Genomic DNA, 17975 nt, shown 5'->3' on the forward strand with positions numbered 1-17975 from the left:
AAATTGTATTTCAAATCAATCGGTGAAATCATCGAGTAATCAGTGTAATCACAAATTTTAAAAGTAAAGTCATGAACTCATTAAATAATAAAGTAGCATTAATAACAGGATCAGCACGCGGTTTAGGTAAGGCAATAGCAGAACGCTACGCTGCATTGGGTGCAGATATTGTGATCAATTATTCAAGAGATAAAGCATCAGCAGATGAAGTAGTAAGCAACATCGAGGCTATGGGCGCAAGGGTAATAGCCGTACAGGCCGATGTAAGTAAAGTTGCCGATATTGAACGCTTATTTGCGGAGGCAAAAAAAGCATTTGGCAAAATAGATATCGTAGTGGCCAATGCTGGTATCGAGCTGGTAGAAACCCCGGTAGTTGATTTTACCGAGGAGCAGTTTGATCGTGTATTCGGGATCAACACCAAAGGTACTTACTTCACCATGCAGCAGGCTGCAAAAAATGTGGAAAACAATGGCCGTATCATTTACATCGCGTCCAGCACCACCTCATTCCCCGTACCAGGAATGGCAGTGTATGGCGGCAGCAAAACCACTCCGCGTTACCTGGTTGATATCCTTTCTAAAGAGATAGGTCATAAAGGCATAACTGTAAACTCTATCATCCCCTTCGCGGTTGATCATTCAGGCATCTTTGCAGAAGCAGGCAGCTATCCCGAATTAAGGAAACAATTATTAGACAGCTGCCCCATGGGCAGACTGGCCGAAGTGGAAGATGTGGCCAACGCTGCCGAATTTTTCGCCAGCGACCTGTCGTCATTTGTAAATGGCCAACACTTATTGATCAACGGCGGCGCCACTAATTAATCAATAATTTAAATTTTGGCAACTGACAGGTTTGGTGCTAAGTGTTCAGCTGAAATAGAAGTAAAATAGATTACTGAATAAATAAAAAAAGAAGGTGCTCCCGGTAAAATGGAAGCGCCTTTATTTTTTATAGTAACATCAGGTTGGTAAAGCCTACAATGGATAAGCCGTATCGCTTTTGGTTTCTGATAAAACAAAAAAGCTTTGTACGGTGGTGATATTGGGAAGGGTTGCCAGTTTATTTCTGTAAAAATGGTGGTAGGCCTCCATATCACTTGTAGCAATGCGCAGGATAAAATCAAATGCGCCGGTCATCTGAAAGCATTCCATTACTTCAGGAAACTTGGCTACTTCCAGTTCAAAATTATTTAAGGTATTGGCCGTATGATCATTTAAAAGCACATGGCTAAAAGCGATCAGGTTTCTGTTGATCTTCTTTCGGTCGAGTATAGCTACAACCCTTTTTATATAGCCCTGTTCTTTCAACCTTCTGATTCTTTCATGAATGGTAGCGATAGATTTATGGAGCTTATAAGAAATTTCCTTATTGGTTAATGAGGCATTTTGCTGTAAAAGCTTTAAAATTTCCAGGTCGGTTAGGTCTAAATCTGTCATTGATAAAAAGATTGAAAAAACAAGCATTGAAAAAACATACAATGATAAGAACTAATGTTCTGCGAAACTGAAAAATAACACTATAAAATATGATTAAAGCATAAAATTTATGGATTTTATGGAAACCATTGTTCTTATTATAGGATATAGGGACATTTATACCATAAATTTTAAGGTATGGTTGGGGCAGCAGTATTGGATTTAGATATAGAACTGGAAAAAAGGTTTCAAAACTTATGGCATTTGGTAGGTAACACGCCAATGTTAAAGTTACAGTACACCTATAATGGCAACGCTGGAGAAATTTATGTAAAATGTGAGCATTATAACCTTACAGGCAGTGTAAAGGATAGAATGGCGCTGTACATTTTACACCAGGCTTATAAAAACGGCAATATAAACCCGTGCGATACCATTATTGAGGCCACCAGCGGTAATACAGGTATTGCCTTTGCCGCGATTGGAAAAGCGCTGGGGCATGATGTAAAGATCATTATGCCCAACTGGCTAAGCAAAGAGCGGATAGATATTATCAGAAGCATGGGGGCCGAAGTGTTATTGATCAGTAAAGAGCAAGGCGGCTTTTTGGGTAGTATAAAACTTAGTGAAGAGCTAGCAGCACAGGGAGGGGTATTTTTACCGCAGCAGTTTGAAAACAACCACAACGCCGAGGCTCATGAAATGACCACCGGGCCAGAAATATGGAAGCAATTGGCTAATATCGGTCTTAAACCCGATGCATTTGTGGCAGGCGTAGGTACCGGCGGTACAGTGATGGGAACAGGTAAATATCTGAAAGCCATGAATCCGCAAATTAAGATCCACCCTTTGGAGCCGGCCGAGTCACCTACATTAACAACGGGTTATAAAGTTGGCAGTCACCGTATCCAGGGAATTTCTGACGAGTTTATACCGGCTATTGTAAAACTCGATCAAATGGATCATGTTGTTCAGGCAAATGATGGCGATGCTATTATTATGGCACAAAAGCTATCCAGGCAATTGGGGCTTGCCGTTGGTATTTCATCGGGCGCCAACGTGATTGGAGCAATTAAGCTGAAAGAGCAATTGGGAAAGGATGCCGTTGTTGTTACCCTGCTATGCGATAGCAATAAAAAATACCTGAGCACAGACCTGGTAAAAGAAGAAATTATTAAAGAAGGCTATCTATCTACCGATACCGATTTTACCGGTTATCAGCCTATCTCCCGCTTAAACGAATTTATTATCCCATAAAAACAATCAAAAACCTCATGAAAAAAATCACAATTGTTGCAATAGCCCTTGTTCTGTTTGCGATACAAAGCAAAGCGCAAATACTACAACCCGTACGTTGGAGCTATGCCGCAAAAAAAACCAGCGCCACCGAAGCGGTAGTATTTATTAAAGCTACTATTGACGAAGGCTGGCATGTATATTCCCAGTTTGTTAAAGATGGCGGCCCTGTAAAAACCACCATCGATTTTACGCCATCAAAAGCTTTTACACTGGTAGGTAAAACTATCGAGCCTCAGCCCATAACCCGCATGGAAAAAGTTTTCGGGATGGAAGTTGGCTTCTTTGAAAAGAGCGTGATTTTTCAGCAAAAGATCAGGCTGAAAGCCAAGCAAACTACGGTAAGCGGCAAGCTGGAATACATGACCTGTAACGATCAAAAGTGCTTGCCACCAGATGATATCGAGTTCAGCATCCCGGTAAAATAAACCAACATCTATTCACATTAAAATGAATTTGGGGAATACCCCAAGGCTACGCCTTTGCCTTATTTTTTGGCGCGATACAGTATCCATGTAGTCCTGAATATTATTTATCCCGGTAATAAAAGGACTACAGATTTTAAAGAACAAAATTAATGAAGCAGACCATATTACTTATTTTACTCACAGCCGGTATCCTGTTCACCCCAAATTTGGCAAAGGCGCAGGATACCGCCTCAACAGCAGGTATTGAATTTACAGAAATAAATACGCCCCCGGCTGCAAAAACCACCGGGACAGACAAAGACGGCAGCCGGGAAAAGGTGATTAGCAAAAAAGTTGTAAAGGCACCCGCAAAAGGAGCAAATAAGGATCAAAATAAACAAACACTGCTGACCATCTTTTTAGCCGGTTTGGCAGGCGGGTTTGCAGCATTGCTCATGCCCTGCATTTTTCCGATGTTGCCCTTAACGGTAAGTTATTTCACCAAATCTGGCGATAAAAAAGGCAGCCCGGCTGGTAAAGCGGCAGTTTATGGTATCAGCATTATAGCTATATATGTGGTAATGGGGCTTGTGGTAACGGTTGTTTTTGGGGCCGATGCCTTGAATAGTTTGTCCACAAATGGGATCTTTAATTTTGGTTTCTTCCTGATGATCGTTTTGTTTGCGGCATCTTTCCTGGGCGCGTTTGAGATTACCCTGCCATCAAGCTGGGTAAATAAAATGGATCAAAACTCAGATAAAGGCGGGTTGATGGGATTGTTTTTTATGGCTGCTACATTGGCCCTGGTATCTTTTAGTTGTACCGGTCCTATTATTGGCACCTTGCTGGTACAGGCTGCTACAACAGGCGCATTGCTTGGTCCGGCTATAGGTATGTTTGGGTTCGCGCTGGCGCTGGCTATTCCTTTTGTGTTGTTTGCCATGTTCCCCAGCTGGCTGCAATCTTTGCCTAAATCGGGCGGCTGGCTTAATAGTGTTAAAGTAACATTGGGCTTCCTGGAGCTTGCCCTTTCTTTTAAATTTTTAAGCAATGTTGATCTGGCCTATCACTGGCACTGGTTTGATCGGGAAATATTCCTGGTGTTGTGGATAGTGATTTTTGCGCTGATGGGTTTTTACCTGTTAGGTAAGCTCAAATTCAGTCACGACAGCGAGTTGAAATTCATTTCGGTACCGAGGCTTTTCCTGGCCATTATCGTGCTATCGTTCACTATGTATATGGTGCCGGGCTTATGGGGAGCGCCGCTAAAATCTATCAGCGCTTTTTTGCCGCCACAATCAACCCAGGATTTTGACCTGTCTAATCCGGGAATCACTAATAACAGGAGTAACGGCCCCGCTACCGGCCCGCATAAATATGCCGATCTGTTTGATAAGCCGAAAGGCTTTGATCCGTATTTTGATTATGAGGAGGGAATAGCCTACGCCAAAAAGATGCACAAACCGGTGATGATTGATTTTACAGGCCATGCCTGTGTTAACTGCCGCAAAATGGAAGCTAACGTATGGCCGGATAAACAGGTATATCAGCGTATCACGCAAGATTATGTACTTATCCAATTGTATGTTGATGACAAAACAGATTTGGCAAAAGAGGAGCAGACAACCACTCCCGAAGGCCGGAAAATTCAAACCATAGGCAATAAATGGAGCTACCTGCAAACCTCCAAATTTGTATCCAATTCGCAGCCATTTTATGTGCTGCTTAACCCGGATACACAGGAGCCTTTGGTAACGCCGGGCGGGGCAGATTATGATCCGCTTAGTTACTTAAAATACCTTGATGCCGGGTTAAAAGCTTATGCGATACAATGAGTTGTATGAGTTGGATGGGTTACTATAAAAAGTCTTCGTTCGTTCTTTAAGCAGTTAATAGTTAATTAAAAAGCATTCTCAGAAGCGGATGCTTTTTTTGTATTAATTCACCTTAGTACAGCTTTTGGGATGATGACCGTACAATCAGTTCGGTCTCCATCCGTTCTGTGGTGAACTCTTCAACCGGCCACTTGCTTTCGATGGTTTTAATAAGCATTTCTGTAGCCTTTTGTCCTATCTGGAATGCTGGCTGGCGAACAACGGTTAATGGCGGATCAAATAGTTCAACCACATCAGAGTTGGTGAAGCCTGCCAATGCAATATCCCCCGGTATTTTGACCCCCAGTTTTTTTAATATAGATACACAACTGATGGTAAGCCGGTCGGCGGCTATAAAAATAGCTTCGGGGCTGTCGTCCATAGCTAACAGGGCTTTTACGGCAAATTCTATTTCATCATAAATCATACCCCCGTGCTCACAATGTTTCAAATAACCGGGGTTAAATGCCAGGCCATGTTTGTCCATTGCGGCTTTAAAACCATCAAATCTTTCGTGGCTTATTGATAAATTATTTGAACTGGTAAGGTGTGCTATTTTTTTAAAGCCCGAGTTTATTAAAAGTTCCGTAGCGTCAAATGCCCCCTTAAAGTTATTTGCAACCACCCTGTGGGTATTAATATCGGTTGCTACCCTGTCAAAAAATACAATTGGAAAACCTTTTTCGTGCAAATACTTGTATTGTGAAGTATCGGTTGTTTGAGTAGATAGGGAAACCAGTAAGCCATCAACATGCCTTGAAAGTAAGTGCTGTACGTTTACCGTTTCCCGGTCAAATGATTCATGGGTTTGCGTGATGATAACATGGTAGCCAAGATTGTAAGCAATGGACTCGATGCCATTAATAGCCTGTGAAAAATAATCATTAGCTACCTCGCATACCACAACACCAATAGAATGGCTTTTTTGGTCCTTAAGGCTTAATGCTATGGGGTTTGGGCGGTAGTTTACCTTTTCGGCAAACTCCTGAACCAGTCTTTTAGTTTCGGCACCTATTTCATAGCTGCCCTTTAAAGCTCTTGATACAGTTGATGTTGATACACCCAAAGCCTTTGCTATGTCCTTAATGGTATAAGATTCAAACATAATTTGGTCCTTTGAGCCTGCAAAGTACGGTTAACGCCAAACAGTTTCAAATATTAGGGATTTTTGTTACATGACTGTTTTTTGTAAAAATGGGGCATGAGCATGTTTTTGTAAACAGCTTTTAAAACTGTGCAAACGTTCCCGGAAACGTTTGCGCAGTTTTAGTTGGCCAGATACTTTTTTTTGTACTCAAGAGCGATTAATCTTGCTTAGGAATTTTAAGCCTGCATGCTATCAGCATGGCCCAAATTAATATCCATTACCAATTATAAGGAGTTGTCAAATTATCTGTAGAAAAAACATGTCGGTAAAAGCATCATTTCAAAACAATGATTAATTAAAAAATACCCCAATAAAAACAATATGATCTTATCAAAATATAACCTGAAAAGAATAAACATACCAGGGCTTGAAATACCCGGTGAGCAAATATTTGAACTGCCAGAAAAAGTGCTGCAATTTGGTACCGGAGTGCTGTTAAGAGGCCTGCCCGATTACTTTATTGACAAGGCCAACCGCACAGGGATTTTTAACGGCAGGGTGGTTGTTGTAAAATCAACAGATACAGGTACAGTTGATGATTTTGATAAGCAGGATAATTTGTACACCATTTATTCAAAGGGCATTGTAAATGGGGAGGAAGTAAGCACACAGATTATCTCATCGGCCATAAGCCGGGTTTTATCTGCCGCTAATGAATGGGAGGCAATTTTGGAAGTGGCCAGAAGCCCTGAGTTGCAGGTTGTGATATCCAACACTACAGAAGTTGGTATTAAACTGGTTAAAGAGGATGTGCGCAAGCATCCACCAGCGTCTTTCCCGGGTAAGCTACTGGCTGTTTTATATGAGCGGTATCAGGCTTTTAATGGCAGTACGGATAGCGGCCTGGTTATTATCCCTACCGAACTTATTGTTGATAACGGGAAAAAACTGGAAGCCATTGTGTTGGAACTGGCCCATCTTAATAAACTGGAGCCCGCCTTTATGGACTGGCTGGAAAATAGCAATAGTTTCTGTAATTCATTGGTGGATAGAATTGTGCCCGGTCGACCGGATAAGGCTTCGGGCGAGGAATTAGAGGCGAAAAATGGCTACACCGATAACCTTGGCATCATGGCCGAAACCTACAGTTTATGGGCTATTGAAGGTGATGATAAAATAAAGGATGTGTTATCATTTTGCCAGACAGATGAAGGCGTAGTGATAACACACGATATTGAATTGTTCAGAGAGCTGAAATTGCGCCTGCTTAACGGCACACATACGCTTTGTTGTGCTTTTGCCTATTTATCAGGATTTAAAACTGTTAAAGAAGCAATGGGTGATGAACAGTTTACAAAGTTTATTACGCAGTTAATGTTTGAGGAGATCAGGCCTTCCATTCCGTATAAAATTGATGATGTAGTTGCTGCCGATTTTGCAAATAAGGTTTTGGATAGGTTCCGCAATCCGTATATCAGGCATGAGTGGTTAAGTATCTCGGTACAGTACTCCACTAAAATTAAAATGAGGGTTATTCCGTTATTATTAAACTATTATAAATTGAAGAATGAGGTACCGGCATGTATTGCATTAGGGTTTGCTGCCTTTATCCGTTTTATGCATGTTAAAGCAGGAGATGAGGGGCTATATACCGGTACTATTAACGGAGAGGAATATAAAGTTACAGATAGCCAGGCCGCCTATTTCGCAAAGGTTTGGGAAAACGGGGATAATAGTACAGTAATTGAAAATATCCTAAAAAATAAAGACCTGTGGGATGCTGACCTGAGCGCTTTGCCTGGCTTTACAGCAGCTGTGATTGAGCAATTTAGCCAGATCAATAATGGTTAAACGGATTGCTACACTATCAAAATTAAAACAATGAAACAACGAATTATAAAAGTACATCCTGCCGATAATGTACTGGTAGCCCTGGTTGATTTGCCGGCTGGTGAAGCTGTTGAATATAAAGGTGATAGTTATACATTAACTGATTTTATCCCCGCCAAACATAAGTTTGCCATTGCGGATATTGCAGAAGGTGGGGAGATTATTATGTACGGCGTTTTGGTAGGTAAGGCAAAAAGCCCTATCCCGGTTGGTGGTTTGCTATCCACCGGCAATGTAGTGCATGCGGCCAGCAGTTTTTTAACCGGCAGCAGCCATACCGACTGGCACAAACCCGATGTAAGTAAATGGCAAAGCCAAACCTTTAACGGCTATCACCGCGAAGATGGTAGCGTAGGTACTGCCAATTACTGGCTGGTGATTCCGATGGTATTTTGCGAGAACCGCAATATTGAAGTATTGCAGGAGGCGCTGGTAAAACCCTTGGGCTATGGACGAAAGAAAACCTACGAGATAAAAGCCCAGCAACTGATAGGTATGATTAAAGCAGGAGGAGAGATCAATGAAGTGTTATATACTGAAATTGATGGCGATACTGCTCAAAGTACAGGTAATAAGCTGTTCCCTAATGTTGATGGTATTAAGTTTTTATCGCATACGGGCGGTTGCGGCGGCACACGACAGGACTCCACTACCTTATGCGGTTTACTGGCAGGTTATATTACGCATCCCAATGTGGCGGGTGCTACGGTATTGAGCCTGGGATGCCAAAATGCAGAAGTAAGAACCTTGCAGGAGGAGATCAGTAAACGCTCACCTGAATTTAATAAGCCGCTGTATATCCTGGATCAGCAGAAAACTGGTAAGGAAGCCGACCTGATGGAGTTGGCCATACGACAAACCCTGGCTGGGTTAATGCAGGCTAACAAAATTACCCGTAAACCAGCGCCATTAAGTAAGCTTGTTATTGGCCTGGAGTGCGGTGGCTCTGATGGCTTTTCCGGAATTTCGGCGAACCCTGCTATCGGTTATACTTCAGATCTGTTGGTGACTCTTGGCGGTTCGGTTATTTTATCCGAATTTCCTGAACTGTGCGGCGTTGAACAAAACCTGATAGACCGTTGCCTGGATAAAGACAAAGCCGAACGTTTTGCCAGCCTGGTGAGCAGCTATAGCCAGCGTGCCGAAGAAGCGGGATCAGGCTTTTATATGAATCCATCGCCGGGAAACATAAAGGATGGATTAATAACAGATGCCATTAAATCTGCCGGTGCTGCTAAAAAAGGCGGTACATCACCGGTGGCCGATGTGCTTGACTATCCTGAAAAAGTTACCAAACCAGGTTTGAATTTACTATGTACACCCGGTAATGATGTGGAATCAACCACGGCCGAAGTTGGCTCTGGTGCTAATGTGGTTTTGTTTACAACAGGTTTGGGTACGCCAACCGGTAACCCGATAGTCCCGGTTGTGAAGATTGCCACAAACACAACCTTGTTTAACAAGATGAGCGATATCATTGACATTAATACCGGTACCATAGTTGAAGGTGACGAAACCATTGAACAGGCAGGAGAAAGGATACTGGACTATGTTATTAAAGTAGCCAGTGGCGAAATTGAAGTAAGCGCGGTACGGCACGGCCAGGACGATTTTATCCCGTGGAAACGCGGGGTATCCTTATAAATAGATTTACAATTACTAAGAATCAAGAATCAAGAATCAAGAGTCAAGAGCCAAGACAGAAGATGGGCGCAAAAAGAACAATACAAAGTTTTCAAGCCTTTACCTTATTGAGTTTGGAATAGGGAGTAGCCATTGGCGCTTTTTCTCTTGATTCTTGATTCTTGATTCTCATTTAAAATAACATAATGAAAATACTTACCTGTATAACTCCCGGTCAACTGGAATATGGTGTTGCCGATGTTCCTGAACTTAAACCTGGCAATGCTTTGCTTAAAATAAAACGAATAGGCATCTGCGGCACTGATCTGCATGCGTTTGAAGGCACGCAGCCTTTCTTCAGCTATCCGCGCGTGTTGGGTCACGAGCTTGCCGCCGAATTGCTTGATGCAGGGGGCGAGGATGGATTTGAAAAAGGAGAAGCCGTAACATTTATACCCTATTTTAATTGCGGGCACTGCATAGCCTGCCGCTCTGGTAAGCCTAATTGCTGTGTTAGCATACAGGTTTGCGGAGTACATACCGATGGCGGCATGGTCGAATACCTGCAAGTACCCTCCCGTTTACTGGTGCATGGCGAAGGGCTTAGCTTTGATGAGCTGGCACTGGTTGAACCATTGGCTATCGGTGCGCATGGCGTACGGCGGGCCGCAGTACAACCCGGAGAGTTTGTACTGGTTATTGGCGCGGGGCCAATTGGTTTGGGTATTATGGAGTTTGCACGCATAGCAGGGGCAACGGTAATAGCTGCCGATGTAAACACGCAGCGTTTGGCTTTTTGCAAGGATAGCCTGAAGATTGCTCATACCATAAACGTAAAGGACGAAGATACCCTGGCACGATTAAATGAAATTACCAATGGCGATATGCCTACCGTGGTAATTGATGCAACCGGTAACCAAAACGCCATAAATGGCGCCTTTCAATACCTGGCACATGGTGGCAGGTATGTACTGGTAGGTTTACAGCGGGGTGATATTATAGTTAGTCACCCGGAGTTTCATAAACGCGAGGCCACCCTGATGAGCAGCCGCAATGCTACCCGGCAGGATTTTGAGCACGTGATCAGGTCTATGAAAAGCGGGCAGGTTAATCCACAAACTTATATTACCCACCGGGTATTATTTGATGAAGTAAAAGATCAGTTTAAAAGCTGGCTAAACCCGGCCAACGGAGTTATTAAAGCCATGGTTGAAGTATAGGCAATGATGAGAAGATTTACAAAATGCAATTAGAGGTATGGCACAAAAAAGCTACTTAGCGTTAGCTTAACTAAGAAGCTTTTTTGTGTTAGCCGGAGGATTTATTAATCACGTTTAGTCCTTCGGCATTTGTTTCACCGGGTCAAACGGTTGTGCTCCTTTATCAATTACAACATTTTCCGCGGCATCCATTAGCCATTTTCCGTTTTGTTTCACATATACAATGGTTGCCAGGCCATCAGTCGGACCGGGGCTTTTCCCGTCAGGTAACGGAACGGGGTGCGGGTCAGAAAAATGCCAAAATAGGTGTACTATCGCCACATCATTTGTTAAAAACCGAATGGCAACAGACGTTTTCTCGCATACCGCTGTTTTAAAAATTGTATTATGATATACCTGGTGTGCATATTGTGACTGCTTTCGTCCTTTCCACCACATGCCTACCACATTTACCCAATCGGTATTTTCTGTAGTATAATTTTTCAAATCATCATAATTATGACTGTTCCAACTATATATCATAGCATCAACCTGTTTATTGATGGCTGTTTCATCTTTGGTGCGATCTTGAGCAAATATGAGCCCACTTATCAATAAGCAGACTATTGTTGTAAGTGCTTTTTTCATAACTAAGTATTTTTCTATAAAAGTATCTCCAGAAGAAGGGAAACACATAGTACAAAAACGACGTCTTAGCAGAAGAGCCGGTTAAAAAATTTGGTGGGTGATTTTAAAAGATCCGCTTCAATTGATGAGGGGTTGACGCCTGCAAATTCATGGAAATCGCGTATGAGGTGCATCTGATCAAAATATCCGCATTCATTCGCAATGTTTATCCAGCTAATGCCAGGCTGTTGTTCTTTAATAATCCAGGCCTGGGCAAATCTTACCAAACGGGAAAAATGTTTGGGCGACAAGCCTATCCGTTGTTGAAATACCCTTTCAAATTGCCGGGTGCTTAAGCAGGCCTGGGATGCCAGCTGGTCTATTTTAAGTAATCCGCGTTCTTTTATAATCCGCGGAAATACACGATCAATGGGCAAGATCTGTTTTAGTTTTCCTGCACGCTTTAGCAGAAAGCCTTCAACAATCATTTTCATTTCGGAAAAAGAACCAGCTTCGCATAGTCTTTCGTTTATTTCGTTCATTTCATTTCCCAGCAGATCCAGCGCATCAAATGCATCATTGCATAAAAGCTCATTCATTGGGATACCTAAAAAACGGTACAAGCCACCGGGCTGGAATCCCACCTTTACCATCAAATGATGCCCTCCCGGGATGATAATTTGTCTGTTAATCTGGGGGCCAGTTATGATGGATGATGAAAGCGTTTCCCTTTTTTTTGTGGGTACGCACTCCGCCTCCACGCTATCCCTTACATAAAAGAACAAGCAGTTTTCGGGTAGCGGTGGAATAGAAAAAGCGGGCGCGTTTTTCGCCGCCTCAAACTTTACCTCATGAATCATGATGTTGTTTACAAACTCTTTTAAGGCCGGATGCGGCTCGTAGAATTGTTGAAACATAACGCTCGCAGGTTATTTACAGTTGGCAAATGACAATCCCCTAATCGCTAACGATTTATTATTGGAGTAAGGCGTGATATAATATCCAGCCGATACATAAGCTAAATTAATGAATTATTTGCTGACTTTTGATAGGCTGCTACCAATAATAGAATTTGATAGTATCTGGTAAGTATTTGGATATTAGAATTGTATGCGTTGGTTTCTTAAAAATAAACAGGTGTTTGGAGTTTCTAATAGCACTTAACGGTATAAAAAAACCTCTTAGAATTAACTAAAAAACTTTTGAAGGTGTGGTGACTCTCGTACAAATTTCGAACTATTTTCTGTCTGATTTGCGTTTAATGGCCGATTTGGATTTGTAATTTATTAGATCCAGATTTTTATGAAGAAGATATTTGAAGTTTTTGACGGTTTATTTTTATCAAAGACAATATCAATAAAGCTCAATGAGGCCCGTGCCTATGATAATTGAAAAAGCTGCATAACTGCCGGGTCACTTAGAATATGACGCGATTTAATTTCATTGTCTTTTTTGTCTTCATAAGGTTGTTGAGTAAATAAGTACAAATATGGATTTGTAATCAGGTAATCTATCTCCCGGTTCTTACTTTCAACAACAGATTCTATAGAGTCAGTAAATTGAGGGTAAAATTGTATGGTTTCAGGTGACACAATGCCATCCTGAATATATCCTTTGGTTTTCTTTTGACAGCGACAAGGAGCCGCAACATTTATTAGCCCGCACTTATCCTGCATAAATCTGAATAAATCATCCTTAGCACGTTGCAGTTGTTTCCTGAAATTCTCCGGCGTCACTTCGAGAATCTCGGCTGCTATATTGGACTTCAAATTGAAGATTGCACCAAGTATGAAAACCATGCGTTGTTGCCTATCCAGGCAAATTAGCGCCCCTGTAAGGCATTTATTACGTGTCCAGTCGATTGCCTTTCCGTTGTCCGCCTGCTCTTGCGGCGTCATATCCTCGTCGTTATACACGGTATCCAGAAAATCTCCGTACTCTTCAAAGGATACAACTGATTTTTCTATTTTCTTTCTTTTGGTATCGATAAACCGATTATAAACCATCCGGTATAGCCAGGTACGGAAGCTGCTGTTACCCTGAAATTTATCCAACTTCGATATGATGGATATTAAAACTTCCTGGGTTAAATCTGCGGCTTCATCCCGGTCCCCCACAAACTTTAAAGCGAGATTATAGATAAATTGCTGGTGACGATTGATCAGTCGATTTAGTGCAACTTTGGAGCCTTCAAAAAACTCCCTGATCAACGTGAGATCATCTTCTTCCTTATATGATATGCTGAAAGGCGTCATAAATCAAAATGTAAATGGAATAGCTTTTATTATTATTTATTTTCTAAAATTTTCGAGCCAAAACATAATTCATAGTATTCGAAAATTATGGATTCATTTTCTTTACAAATATAAATATCACACTAATTAAGGGTTAAGCAAAGTTATATTGATAACCTCTTTAAAGCGTGATATTACATTGTAGCTATTAAAGACTTAGATTCACCTGTACATTATGCAAGGGTAGCCCTTTATGCCAGCTACAAAATAATTCGGAAATTACCACTACGTAGATTTTATAACTTGCGTTCTGACTCCGCAATAGGTACATCATTAATGCTGGCAAAACGCTTCATCATTAATCCATTTTCATCAAACTCCCAATTTTCGTTTCCGTAAGCACGAAACCATTCACCTTGGATATTATGGTACTCATATTCAAAACGAATCGCGATCCGTTTATCCGTAAATGCCCATAATTCTTTTTTCAATTTATATTGATATTCGTTTGCCCATTTTTCGGTCAGAAATTTTACGATAGCTTCGCGCCCTTTTAAAAATGAGGAGCGGTTTCGCCACTCGCTATCTATCGTATAGGCTTTCGACACCTTTTCCGGATCTTGGGTATTCCAGGCATCTTCTGCCAATTGCACTTTTTGTGTTGCCGTTTCAAAATTGAAAGGAGGCAATGGAAGTTTTTGTTCCATATAGTAAGTTTAATAGTAGTTAAAATTAGACCCATAAAGTTAACATTGGTCTATTGGAAATCTATGGTAGTAATTGAAGAAAATGTGGTACTAAAATTTTACATAAATGTCAAAACCAGTAAAGCTATTGCCTTACTGGTCACACACCTGCTCCATTGTATGAAGCGGCCTGTCAATTATTTATTCAGGAAAGTATTTACCTGAAGGATAACATCTTCCTGAAACTGAAATATCGATCCATGGTTAGAATTCGGATAAATAACCAACTTAGCATCCGGAAGATGCTGCTGTAGTATGAATGCATTAACAGTAGGAAATACTAAATCATTCTTACCGCTTATTAGTAATACTGGATGAATTAATTTTTTTAGATAGTCGAAAGATCCTTCGCTTTTTTTACCCCATTCGCCAATTGCAGCGACCTGAGAAGGAATAACATGATCACCATGAGCGGAATCTTTTTCAGCTCTCGAACGGATGCGGTTCAAATAATCCCAGCCTGCTTTCTGGCTGGATGCTGTCGGAGAAAAGAAAACATCCAATAATAACTCATCGGGTGTGTTATACTGTTTGTCAAATAATGCCCAAATTTCCGGGGAGAAAGTTTCCAAACCTTCACCGCCTCTCGGCCCTGAACCCGCAAGGATGACGCGATTTACCAGTTCCGGCTGATCGATTGCTACCTGTTGCGCAATATAGCTGCCCATTGAAAATCCAAGAATGTCTATTTTTTTCAATCCTAATGCAGCGATGAAATCTCGGGCATCTTTAGCGATTTCTGCAATTGTGCCTGGCGGAACGCCCTCAGAACCAGCAACACCTTTGTTATTAAAAATAATCAAATCCCGATCCTGCGAAAGCGGGTCTAATAATGCTGAGTCCCAGTTGTCAAGATTTCCGGTAAAGTAATTGAAGAATACGAGCGGAAGGCGGCCGGTTTTACCGAAACGGCGGTAAGCGAATTTAGTACCTTTTACGTCAACGTGTTGCGTAGGTACGGTTAATGTGGAGTATTGGCTCATGATAATTTTATTTTATCCTTTGACGTAGTTTTTAAAAACTGTGACAAACAGTAAGCAGCTGAGGAAATTGGAAATCAAAATTTAAAAGGAAAAAAGCGCCGCGGAAATAAAGGATCAGATTTTAAGGTAACAGAACTGATTATACTGCTTCCAGAAAAAACTTTGTCACGGTTTTTAAAACCTGCGTCAAAGTGGAAAAAAATTTAAAAACATGAAAACTCAAAATTTAAATGGAAAAACAGCATTGGTTGTAGGTGGAACCAGTGGTATGGGCAAAGCAACGGCAGCGTTGCTTGCTGAAAGAGGCGCAAACGTTATTGTAGCCAGTAAAACAAAAGATTCAGTTATAGCAACAGTAACTGAAATATCTAACAACAATCCTGAAATCAAGGTTACAGGTAAAGTTGTTGACATTACCAATACTGAAAGTGTAAAGGGATTCATTGCCGAAATCGAAAAGGAAAACAAAATCGATTACCTGGTGAACGCTTCAGGTATCTTTAGGCCAAAACCATTTTTGGATACAACCCCGGATGAATACGCTGCGTTGCTGGATATCAATACAGGTTTTTACTTCATCTCACAAGCAGTAGCCAAGAAAATGAAAGAAAACGGTGGCGGCGCTATTGTGAACATTGGTTCTTACTGGTCAGAAAATGTTGTAAAGGGCATGCCAACTTCGGCTTATTCTGTAGCCAAAGCAGGTTTGCACGCTTTGACCAAACACCTTGCAGTTGAGTTGGCTCCTGAAAATATCAGGGTAAACGCTATAGCCCCCGGCCTTTTCGTTACCAACGTGTTAAATGACGTTGTGGGCCTTGAAAAGGTTCAAGAAACCTACAACAGTTTGTTAGGTCTGAATCCAACGGGTAGAAACGGCAAGCCTGAACAAGCGGCAAGCGCGATTGTATTCCTTTTGTCAGACGAAAGCGCATTTACAACCGGTGCAATCTTAGCTGTAGACGGTGGCATGTCAACAGGTCGCGGTTAATCATAGTTATTGAAATCAGAGCTTTTCGATTATATTTTAGCCATGCTGTAACATAGTCTGTCTTGAGAAGATGGAGATAAGCTAATATTTTCAAGAAGACATAACAGGATTCGAACCAAAACTATATTGATTTACAGTTATTTAATTTTCAATAAATTTTTATTAAAACAAAAAATGCCCTCAGAATATTCTGAGGGCGATTTTGCGTTAGTTGTCCCGAAATCTATGCTTAGAAATCTATCCCCCAAGAATTCCACTTGATCCCTGATCCTACGTTTTTAGCTTCTAATGGCACTTTTCACCATAAAAAAAGCCTCTTAGAATTAACTAAGAGACTTTTAAGGTGTGGTATCAACTGGGATCGAACCAGTGACACAAGGTTAAGTAAGGAATTTTTATTTGACACGCTTGTATATTTCTACAGATTGGCCATTTGTTGCACTATTAATCACCTGGGTATATTCGTCATGACCATTCATCGTGACTTTAACAGTAAATTTATTACCCTGAAGAAGCCGGTAATTTGATATTTGCTCTTCTTCCCTAAGCGTATCATTACTAAAAGTAAATACCCCTGTACCAAATCCATTTTTAAAGATGTTTTTTTCCTTATTCTGAAGGAACCTGTGTATGAAAATAAAATGTCCTCCCCAGAATATTTTATACTGCGTTACATCAGTTGGGATCGTGTCCTTGCCTTTTATTGTATAGGTTCTTTCCATTTTCCACAAACCATCAAGCACTGAGCTATCCGCTGGCGGGAATTTTTTATAATCTTCTTTCAATGCATATTTTACACCTTTTACTGTGGCAAAGTCGGGAATGACTTGGGTATAACCACCAGGTTTTCTTGTAATCTCAAGATTATAGGTTAGGGATGAGTCAAGCGCTCTGCTGGTATAAATACTATGTTCCTTAAGTCGGTTAGCCGAGTCAAGTGTATAAGTGCCAACACCAAACCCAACAGATGAATCAGGAACTATACTGGCGTATACATAGTTACGATCTGTATAGATTTTAACTTGAGTTCGTTTAATAGTAGAGTCTTTGCCTCCTCGATCGAGTACTTGTTTTTCAAGTTCATACGCACCCGACAGGCTTGCCTCAGGAGACTTCTCTTTTTTCTTACATCCCAAAATCAATAAGCTAAATAAAGCTGCAAAAATTAAAATCTTGTTCATAATGTTTAAGTTTTAATATGATATAGAAATTTATTTCGTCTGGTGGAGGTTCTTTTTGGCGGTTGATAACTTAATTATTTAATAAAAAAGCCAAGTAAGGACAAAATAAATGCCTAAAATTTTACCACCATAAATAATACAATTGATTACATAAACTTACAAATAATATATATGATAAGCAATTTGTTAGTAAATCATTAAAAGCTTGTTAATGATTTATTTAAAGAGAAAAAATCATCTAATTAGATACGGGGCGATGTGAATTTTCGGACTGATCTCAAAAAAGTCGTTGCATGTCAGGAAAGGCGGTTAAACGCAAAAAATCCCCTTAGCGTTAACTAAGAGGATTTCTGTTTCTGTGGTATCAGCTGGGATCGAACCAGCGACACAAGGATTTTCAGTCCTTTGCTCTACCTACT

General features: G+C 41.0%; 16 protein-coding genes. 8 read left to right on the top strand and 8 right to left on the bottom strand.

All coding sequences use genetic code 11. From position 1 onward, the window contains the following. Positions 1–71 precede the first annotated feature (71 nt). Positions 72–824: a glucose 1-dehydrogenase gene (locus tag Q0R88_RS26405; protein ID WP_295721684.1), complete on the top strand. Its 753-nt coding sequence runs from the start codon at positions 72–74 to the stop codon at positions 822–824. Positions 825–977: 153 nt separating this feature from the next. On the opposite strand, the gene Q0R88_RS26410 is transcribed toward Q0R88_RS26405, so the two are convergent. After that, positions 978–1439, bottom strand: coding sequence for an Lrp/AsnC family transcriptional regulator (locus Q0R88_RS26410; RefSeq protein ID WP_295721686.1), 462 nt, complete (start codon positions 1437–1439; stop codon positions 978–980). Positions 1440–1616: 177 nt separating this feature from the next. Between Q0R88_RS26410 and Q0R88_RS26415 the strand changes: the two genes are divergently transcribed. From Q0R88_RS26415 to Q0R88_RS26425, 3 genes are all read left to right on the top strand, one after another. Next, positions 1617–2675 (top strand): PLP-dependent cysteine synthase family protein, encoded by a 1059-nt coding sequence (locus Q0R88_RS26415; RefSeq protein ID WP_295721688.1) that lies wholly within the window; start codon positions 1617–1619, stop codon positions 2673–2675. 17 nt (positions 2676–2692) lie between these two features. Then, on the top strand, positions 2693–3142 hold the full coding sequence (locus tag Q0R88_RS26420; protein WP_295721690.1) for a protein-disulfide reductase DsbD domain-containing protein: 450 nt from the start codon (positions 2693–2695) through the stop codon (positions 3140–3142). A 149-nt stretch (positions 3143–3291) separates the two neighbouring features. Continuing rightward, positions 3292–4956, top strand: a complete 1665-nt coding sequence (locus Q0R88_RS26425) for a cytochrome c biogenesis protein CcdA (protein ID WP_295721692.1) — start codon at positions 3292–3294, stop codon at positions 4954–4956. Between the two features lie 112 nt (positions 4957–5068). Here the strand turns inward: Q0R88_RS26425 and Q0R88_RS26430 are convergent, their stop codons facing one another. Beyond that, positions 5069–6100 (bottom strand): LacI family DNA-binding transcriptional regulator, encoded by a 1032-nt coding sequence (locus Q0R88_RS26430; RefSeq protein WP_295721694.1) that lies wholly within the window; start codon positions 6098–6100, stop codon positions 5069–5071. Between the two features lie 363 nt (positions 6101–6463). On the opposite strand from Q0R88_RS26430, the gene Q0R88_RS26435 reads away from it, so the two are divergent. From Q0R88_RS26435 to Q0R88_RS26445, 3 genes are all read left to right on the top strand, one after another. Next, on the top strand, positions 6464–7933 hold the full coding sequence (locus Q0R88_RS26435) for a tagaturonate reductase (protein WP_295721696.1): 1470 nt from the start codon (positions 6464–6466) through the stop codon (positions 7931–7933). A gap of 30 nt (positions 7934–7963) precedes the next feature. After that, the gene (locus tag Q0R88_RS26440; protein WP_295721698.1) at positions 7964–9616 is read left to right on the top strand and encodes an altronate dehydratase family protein; all 1653 of its coding nucleotides are present in this window, start codon (positions 7964–7966) and stop codon (positions 9614–9616) included. Between the two features lie 185 nt (positions 9617–9801). Further along, a complete protein-coding gene (locus Q0R88_RS26445) occupies positions 9802–10815 on the top strand; it encodes a zinc-binding alcohol dehydrogenase family protein (RefSeq protein ID WP_295721700.1) in 1014 nt (337 codons plus the stop codon). Between the two features lie 114 nt (positions 10816–10929). Here Q0R88_RS26445 and Q0R88_RS26450 read toward each other — a convergent pair whose 3' ends face one another. The 5 genes from Q0R88_RS26450 to Q0R88_RS26470 form a co-directional block, all read right to left on the bottom strand. Then, the gene (locus Q0R88_RS26450; protein WP_295721702.1) at positions 10930–11442 is read right to left on the bottom strand and encodes an SgcJ/EcaC family oxidoreductase; all 513 of its coding nucleotides are present in this window, start codon (positions 11440–11442) and stop codon (positions 10930–10932) included. A gap of 65 nt (positions 11443–11507) precedes the next feature. Further along, positions 11508–12338 (bottom strand): helix-turn-helix domain-containing protein, encoded by an 831-nt coding sequence (locus Q0R88_RS26455; protein WP_295721704.1) that lies wholly within the window; start codon positions 12336–12338, stop codon positions 11508–11510. A 462-nt stretch (positions 12339–12800) separates the two neighbouring features. Then, a complete protein-coding gene (locus Q0R88_RS26460) occupies positions 12801–13676 on the bottom strand; it encodes an RNA polymerase sigma factor (protein WP_295721706.1) in 876 nt (291 codons plus the stop codon). Positions 13677–13951: 275 nt separating this feature from the next. Beyond that, positions 13952–14362, bottom strand: a complete 411-nt coding sequence (locus Q0R88_RS26465; protein ID WP_295721708.1) for a nuclear transport factor 2 family protein — start codon at positions 14360–14362, stop codon at positions 13952–13954. 176 nt (positions 14363–14538) lie between these two features. Further along, complete coding sequence (locus Q0R88_RS26470; RefSeq protein WP_295721710.1) at positions 14539–15384, bottom strand: alpha/beta hydrolase; 846 nt, start codon at positions 15382–15384, stop codon at positions 14539–14541. 211 nt (positions 15385–15595) lie between these two features. Between Q0R88_RS26470 and Q0R88_RS26475 the strand changes: the two genes are divergently transcribed. Continuing rightward, positions 15596–16375 (top strand): SDR family oxidoreductase, encoded by a 780-nt coding sequence (locus tag Q0R88_RS26475; RefSeq protein ID WP_295721711.1) that lies wholly within the window; start codon positions 15596–15598, stop codon positions 16373–16375. A gap of 395 nt (positions 16376–16770) precedes the next feature. Here Q0R88_RS26475 and Q0R88_RS26480 read toward each other — a convergent pair whose 3' ends face one another. Further along, complete coding sequence (locus Q0R88_RS26480) at positions 16771–17556, bottom strand: hypothetical protein (RefSeq protein ID WP_295721712.1); 786 nt, start codon at positions 17554–17556, stop codon at positions 16771–16773. Between the last annotated feature and the right edge of the window lie 419 nt (positions 17557–17975).

The organism is Mucilaginibacter sp. (genome assembly GCF_025362475.1).
GTDB lineage: Bacteria > Bacteroidota > Bacteroidia > Sphingobacteriales > Sphingobacteriaceae > Mucilaginibacter.

What these genes read in the sequence shown, in the direction of transcription:
- Q0R88_RS26435 (WP_295721696.1), top strand. Translation starts at nt 6,464, where the DNA reads ATGATCTTATCAAAATATAACCTGAAAAGAATAAACATACCAGGGCTT.
- Q0R88_RS26420 (WP_295721690.1), top strand. Translation starts at nt 2,693, where the DNA reads ATGAAAAAAATCACAATTGTTGCAATAGCCCTTGTTCTGTTTGCGATA.
- Q0R88_RS26455 (WP_295721704.1), bottom strand. Translation starts at nt 12,338, where the DNA reads ATGTTTCAACAATTCTACGAGCCGCATCCGGCCTTAAAAGAGTTTGTA.
- Q0R88_RS26440 (WP_295721698.1), top strand. Translation starts at nt 7,964, where the DNA reads ATGAAACAACGAATTATAAAAGTACATCCTGCCGATAATGTACTGGTA.
- Q0R88_RS26445 (WP_295721700.1), top strand. Translation starts at nt 9,802, where the DNA reads ATGAAAATACTTACCTGTATAACTCCCGGTCAACTGGAATATGGTGTT.
- Q0R88_RS26415 (WP_295721688.1), top strand. Translation starts at nt 1,617, where the DNA reads ATGGTTGGGGCAGCAGTATTGGATTTAGATATAGAACTGGAAAAAAGG.
- Q0R88_RS26425 (WP_295721692.1), top strand. Translation starts at nt 3,292, where the DNA reads ATGAAGCAGACCATATTACTTATTTTACTCACAGCCGGTATCCTGTTC.
- Q0R88_RS26405 (WP_295721684.1), top strand. Translation starts at nt 72, where the DNA reads ATGAACTCATTAAATAATAAAGTAGCATTAATAACAGGATCAGCACGC.
- Q0R88_RS26480 (WP_295721712.1), bottom strand. Translation starts at nt 17,556, where the DNA reads ATGAACAAGATTTTAATTTTTGCAGCTTTATTTAGCTTATTGATTTTG.
- Q0R88_RS26410 (WP_295721686.1), bottom strand. Translation starts at nt 1,439, where the DNA reads ATGACAGATTTAGACCTAACCGACCTGGAAATTTTAAAGCTTTTACAG.
- Q0R88_RS26430 (WP_295721694.1), bottom strand. Translation starts at nt 6,100, where the DNA reads ATGTTTGAATCTTATACCATTAAGGACATAGCAAAGGCTTTGGGTGTA.
- Q0R88_RS26460 (WP_295721706.1), bottom strand. Translation starts at nt 13,676, where the DNA reads ATGACGCCTTTCAGCATATCATATAAGGAAGAAGATGATCTCACGTTG.
- Q0R88_RS26465 (WP_295721708.1), bottom strand. Translation starts at nt 14,362, where the DNA reads ATGGAACAAAAACTTCCATTGCCTCCTTTCAATTTTGAAACGGCAACA.
- Q0R88_RS26450 (WP_295721702.1), bottom strand. Translation starts at nt 11,442, where the DNA reads ATGAAAAAAGCACTTACAACAATAGTCTGCTTATTGATAAGTGGGCTC.
- Q0R88_RS26475 (WP_295721711.1), top strand. Translation starts at nt 15,596, where the DNA reads ATGAAAACTCAAAATTTAAATGGAAAAACAGCATTGGTTGTAGGTGGA.
- Q0R88_RS26470 (WP_295721710.1), bottom strand. Translation starts at nt 15,384, where the DNA reads ATGAGCCAATACTCCACATTAACCGTACCTACGCAACACGTTGACGTA.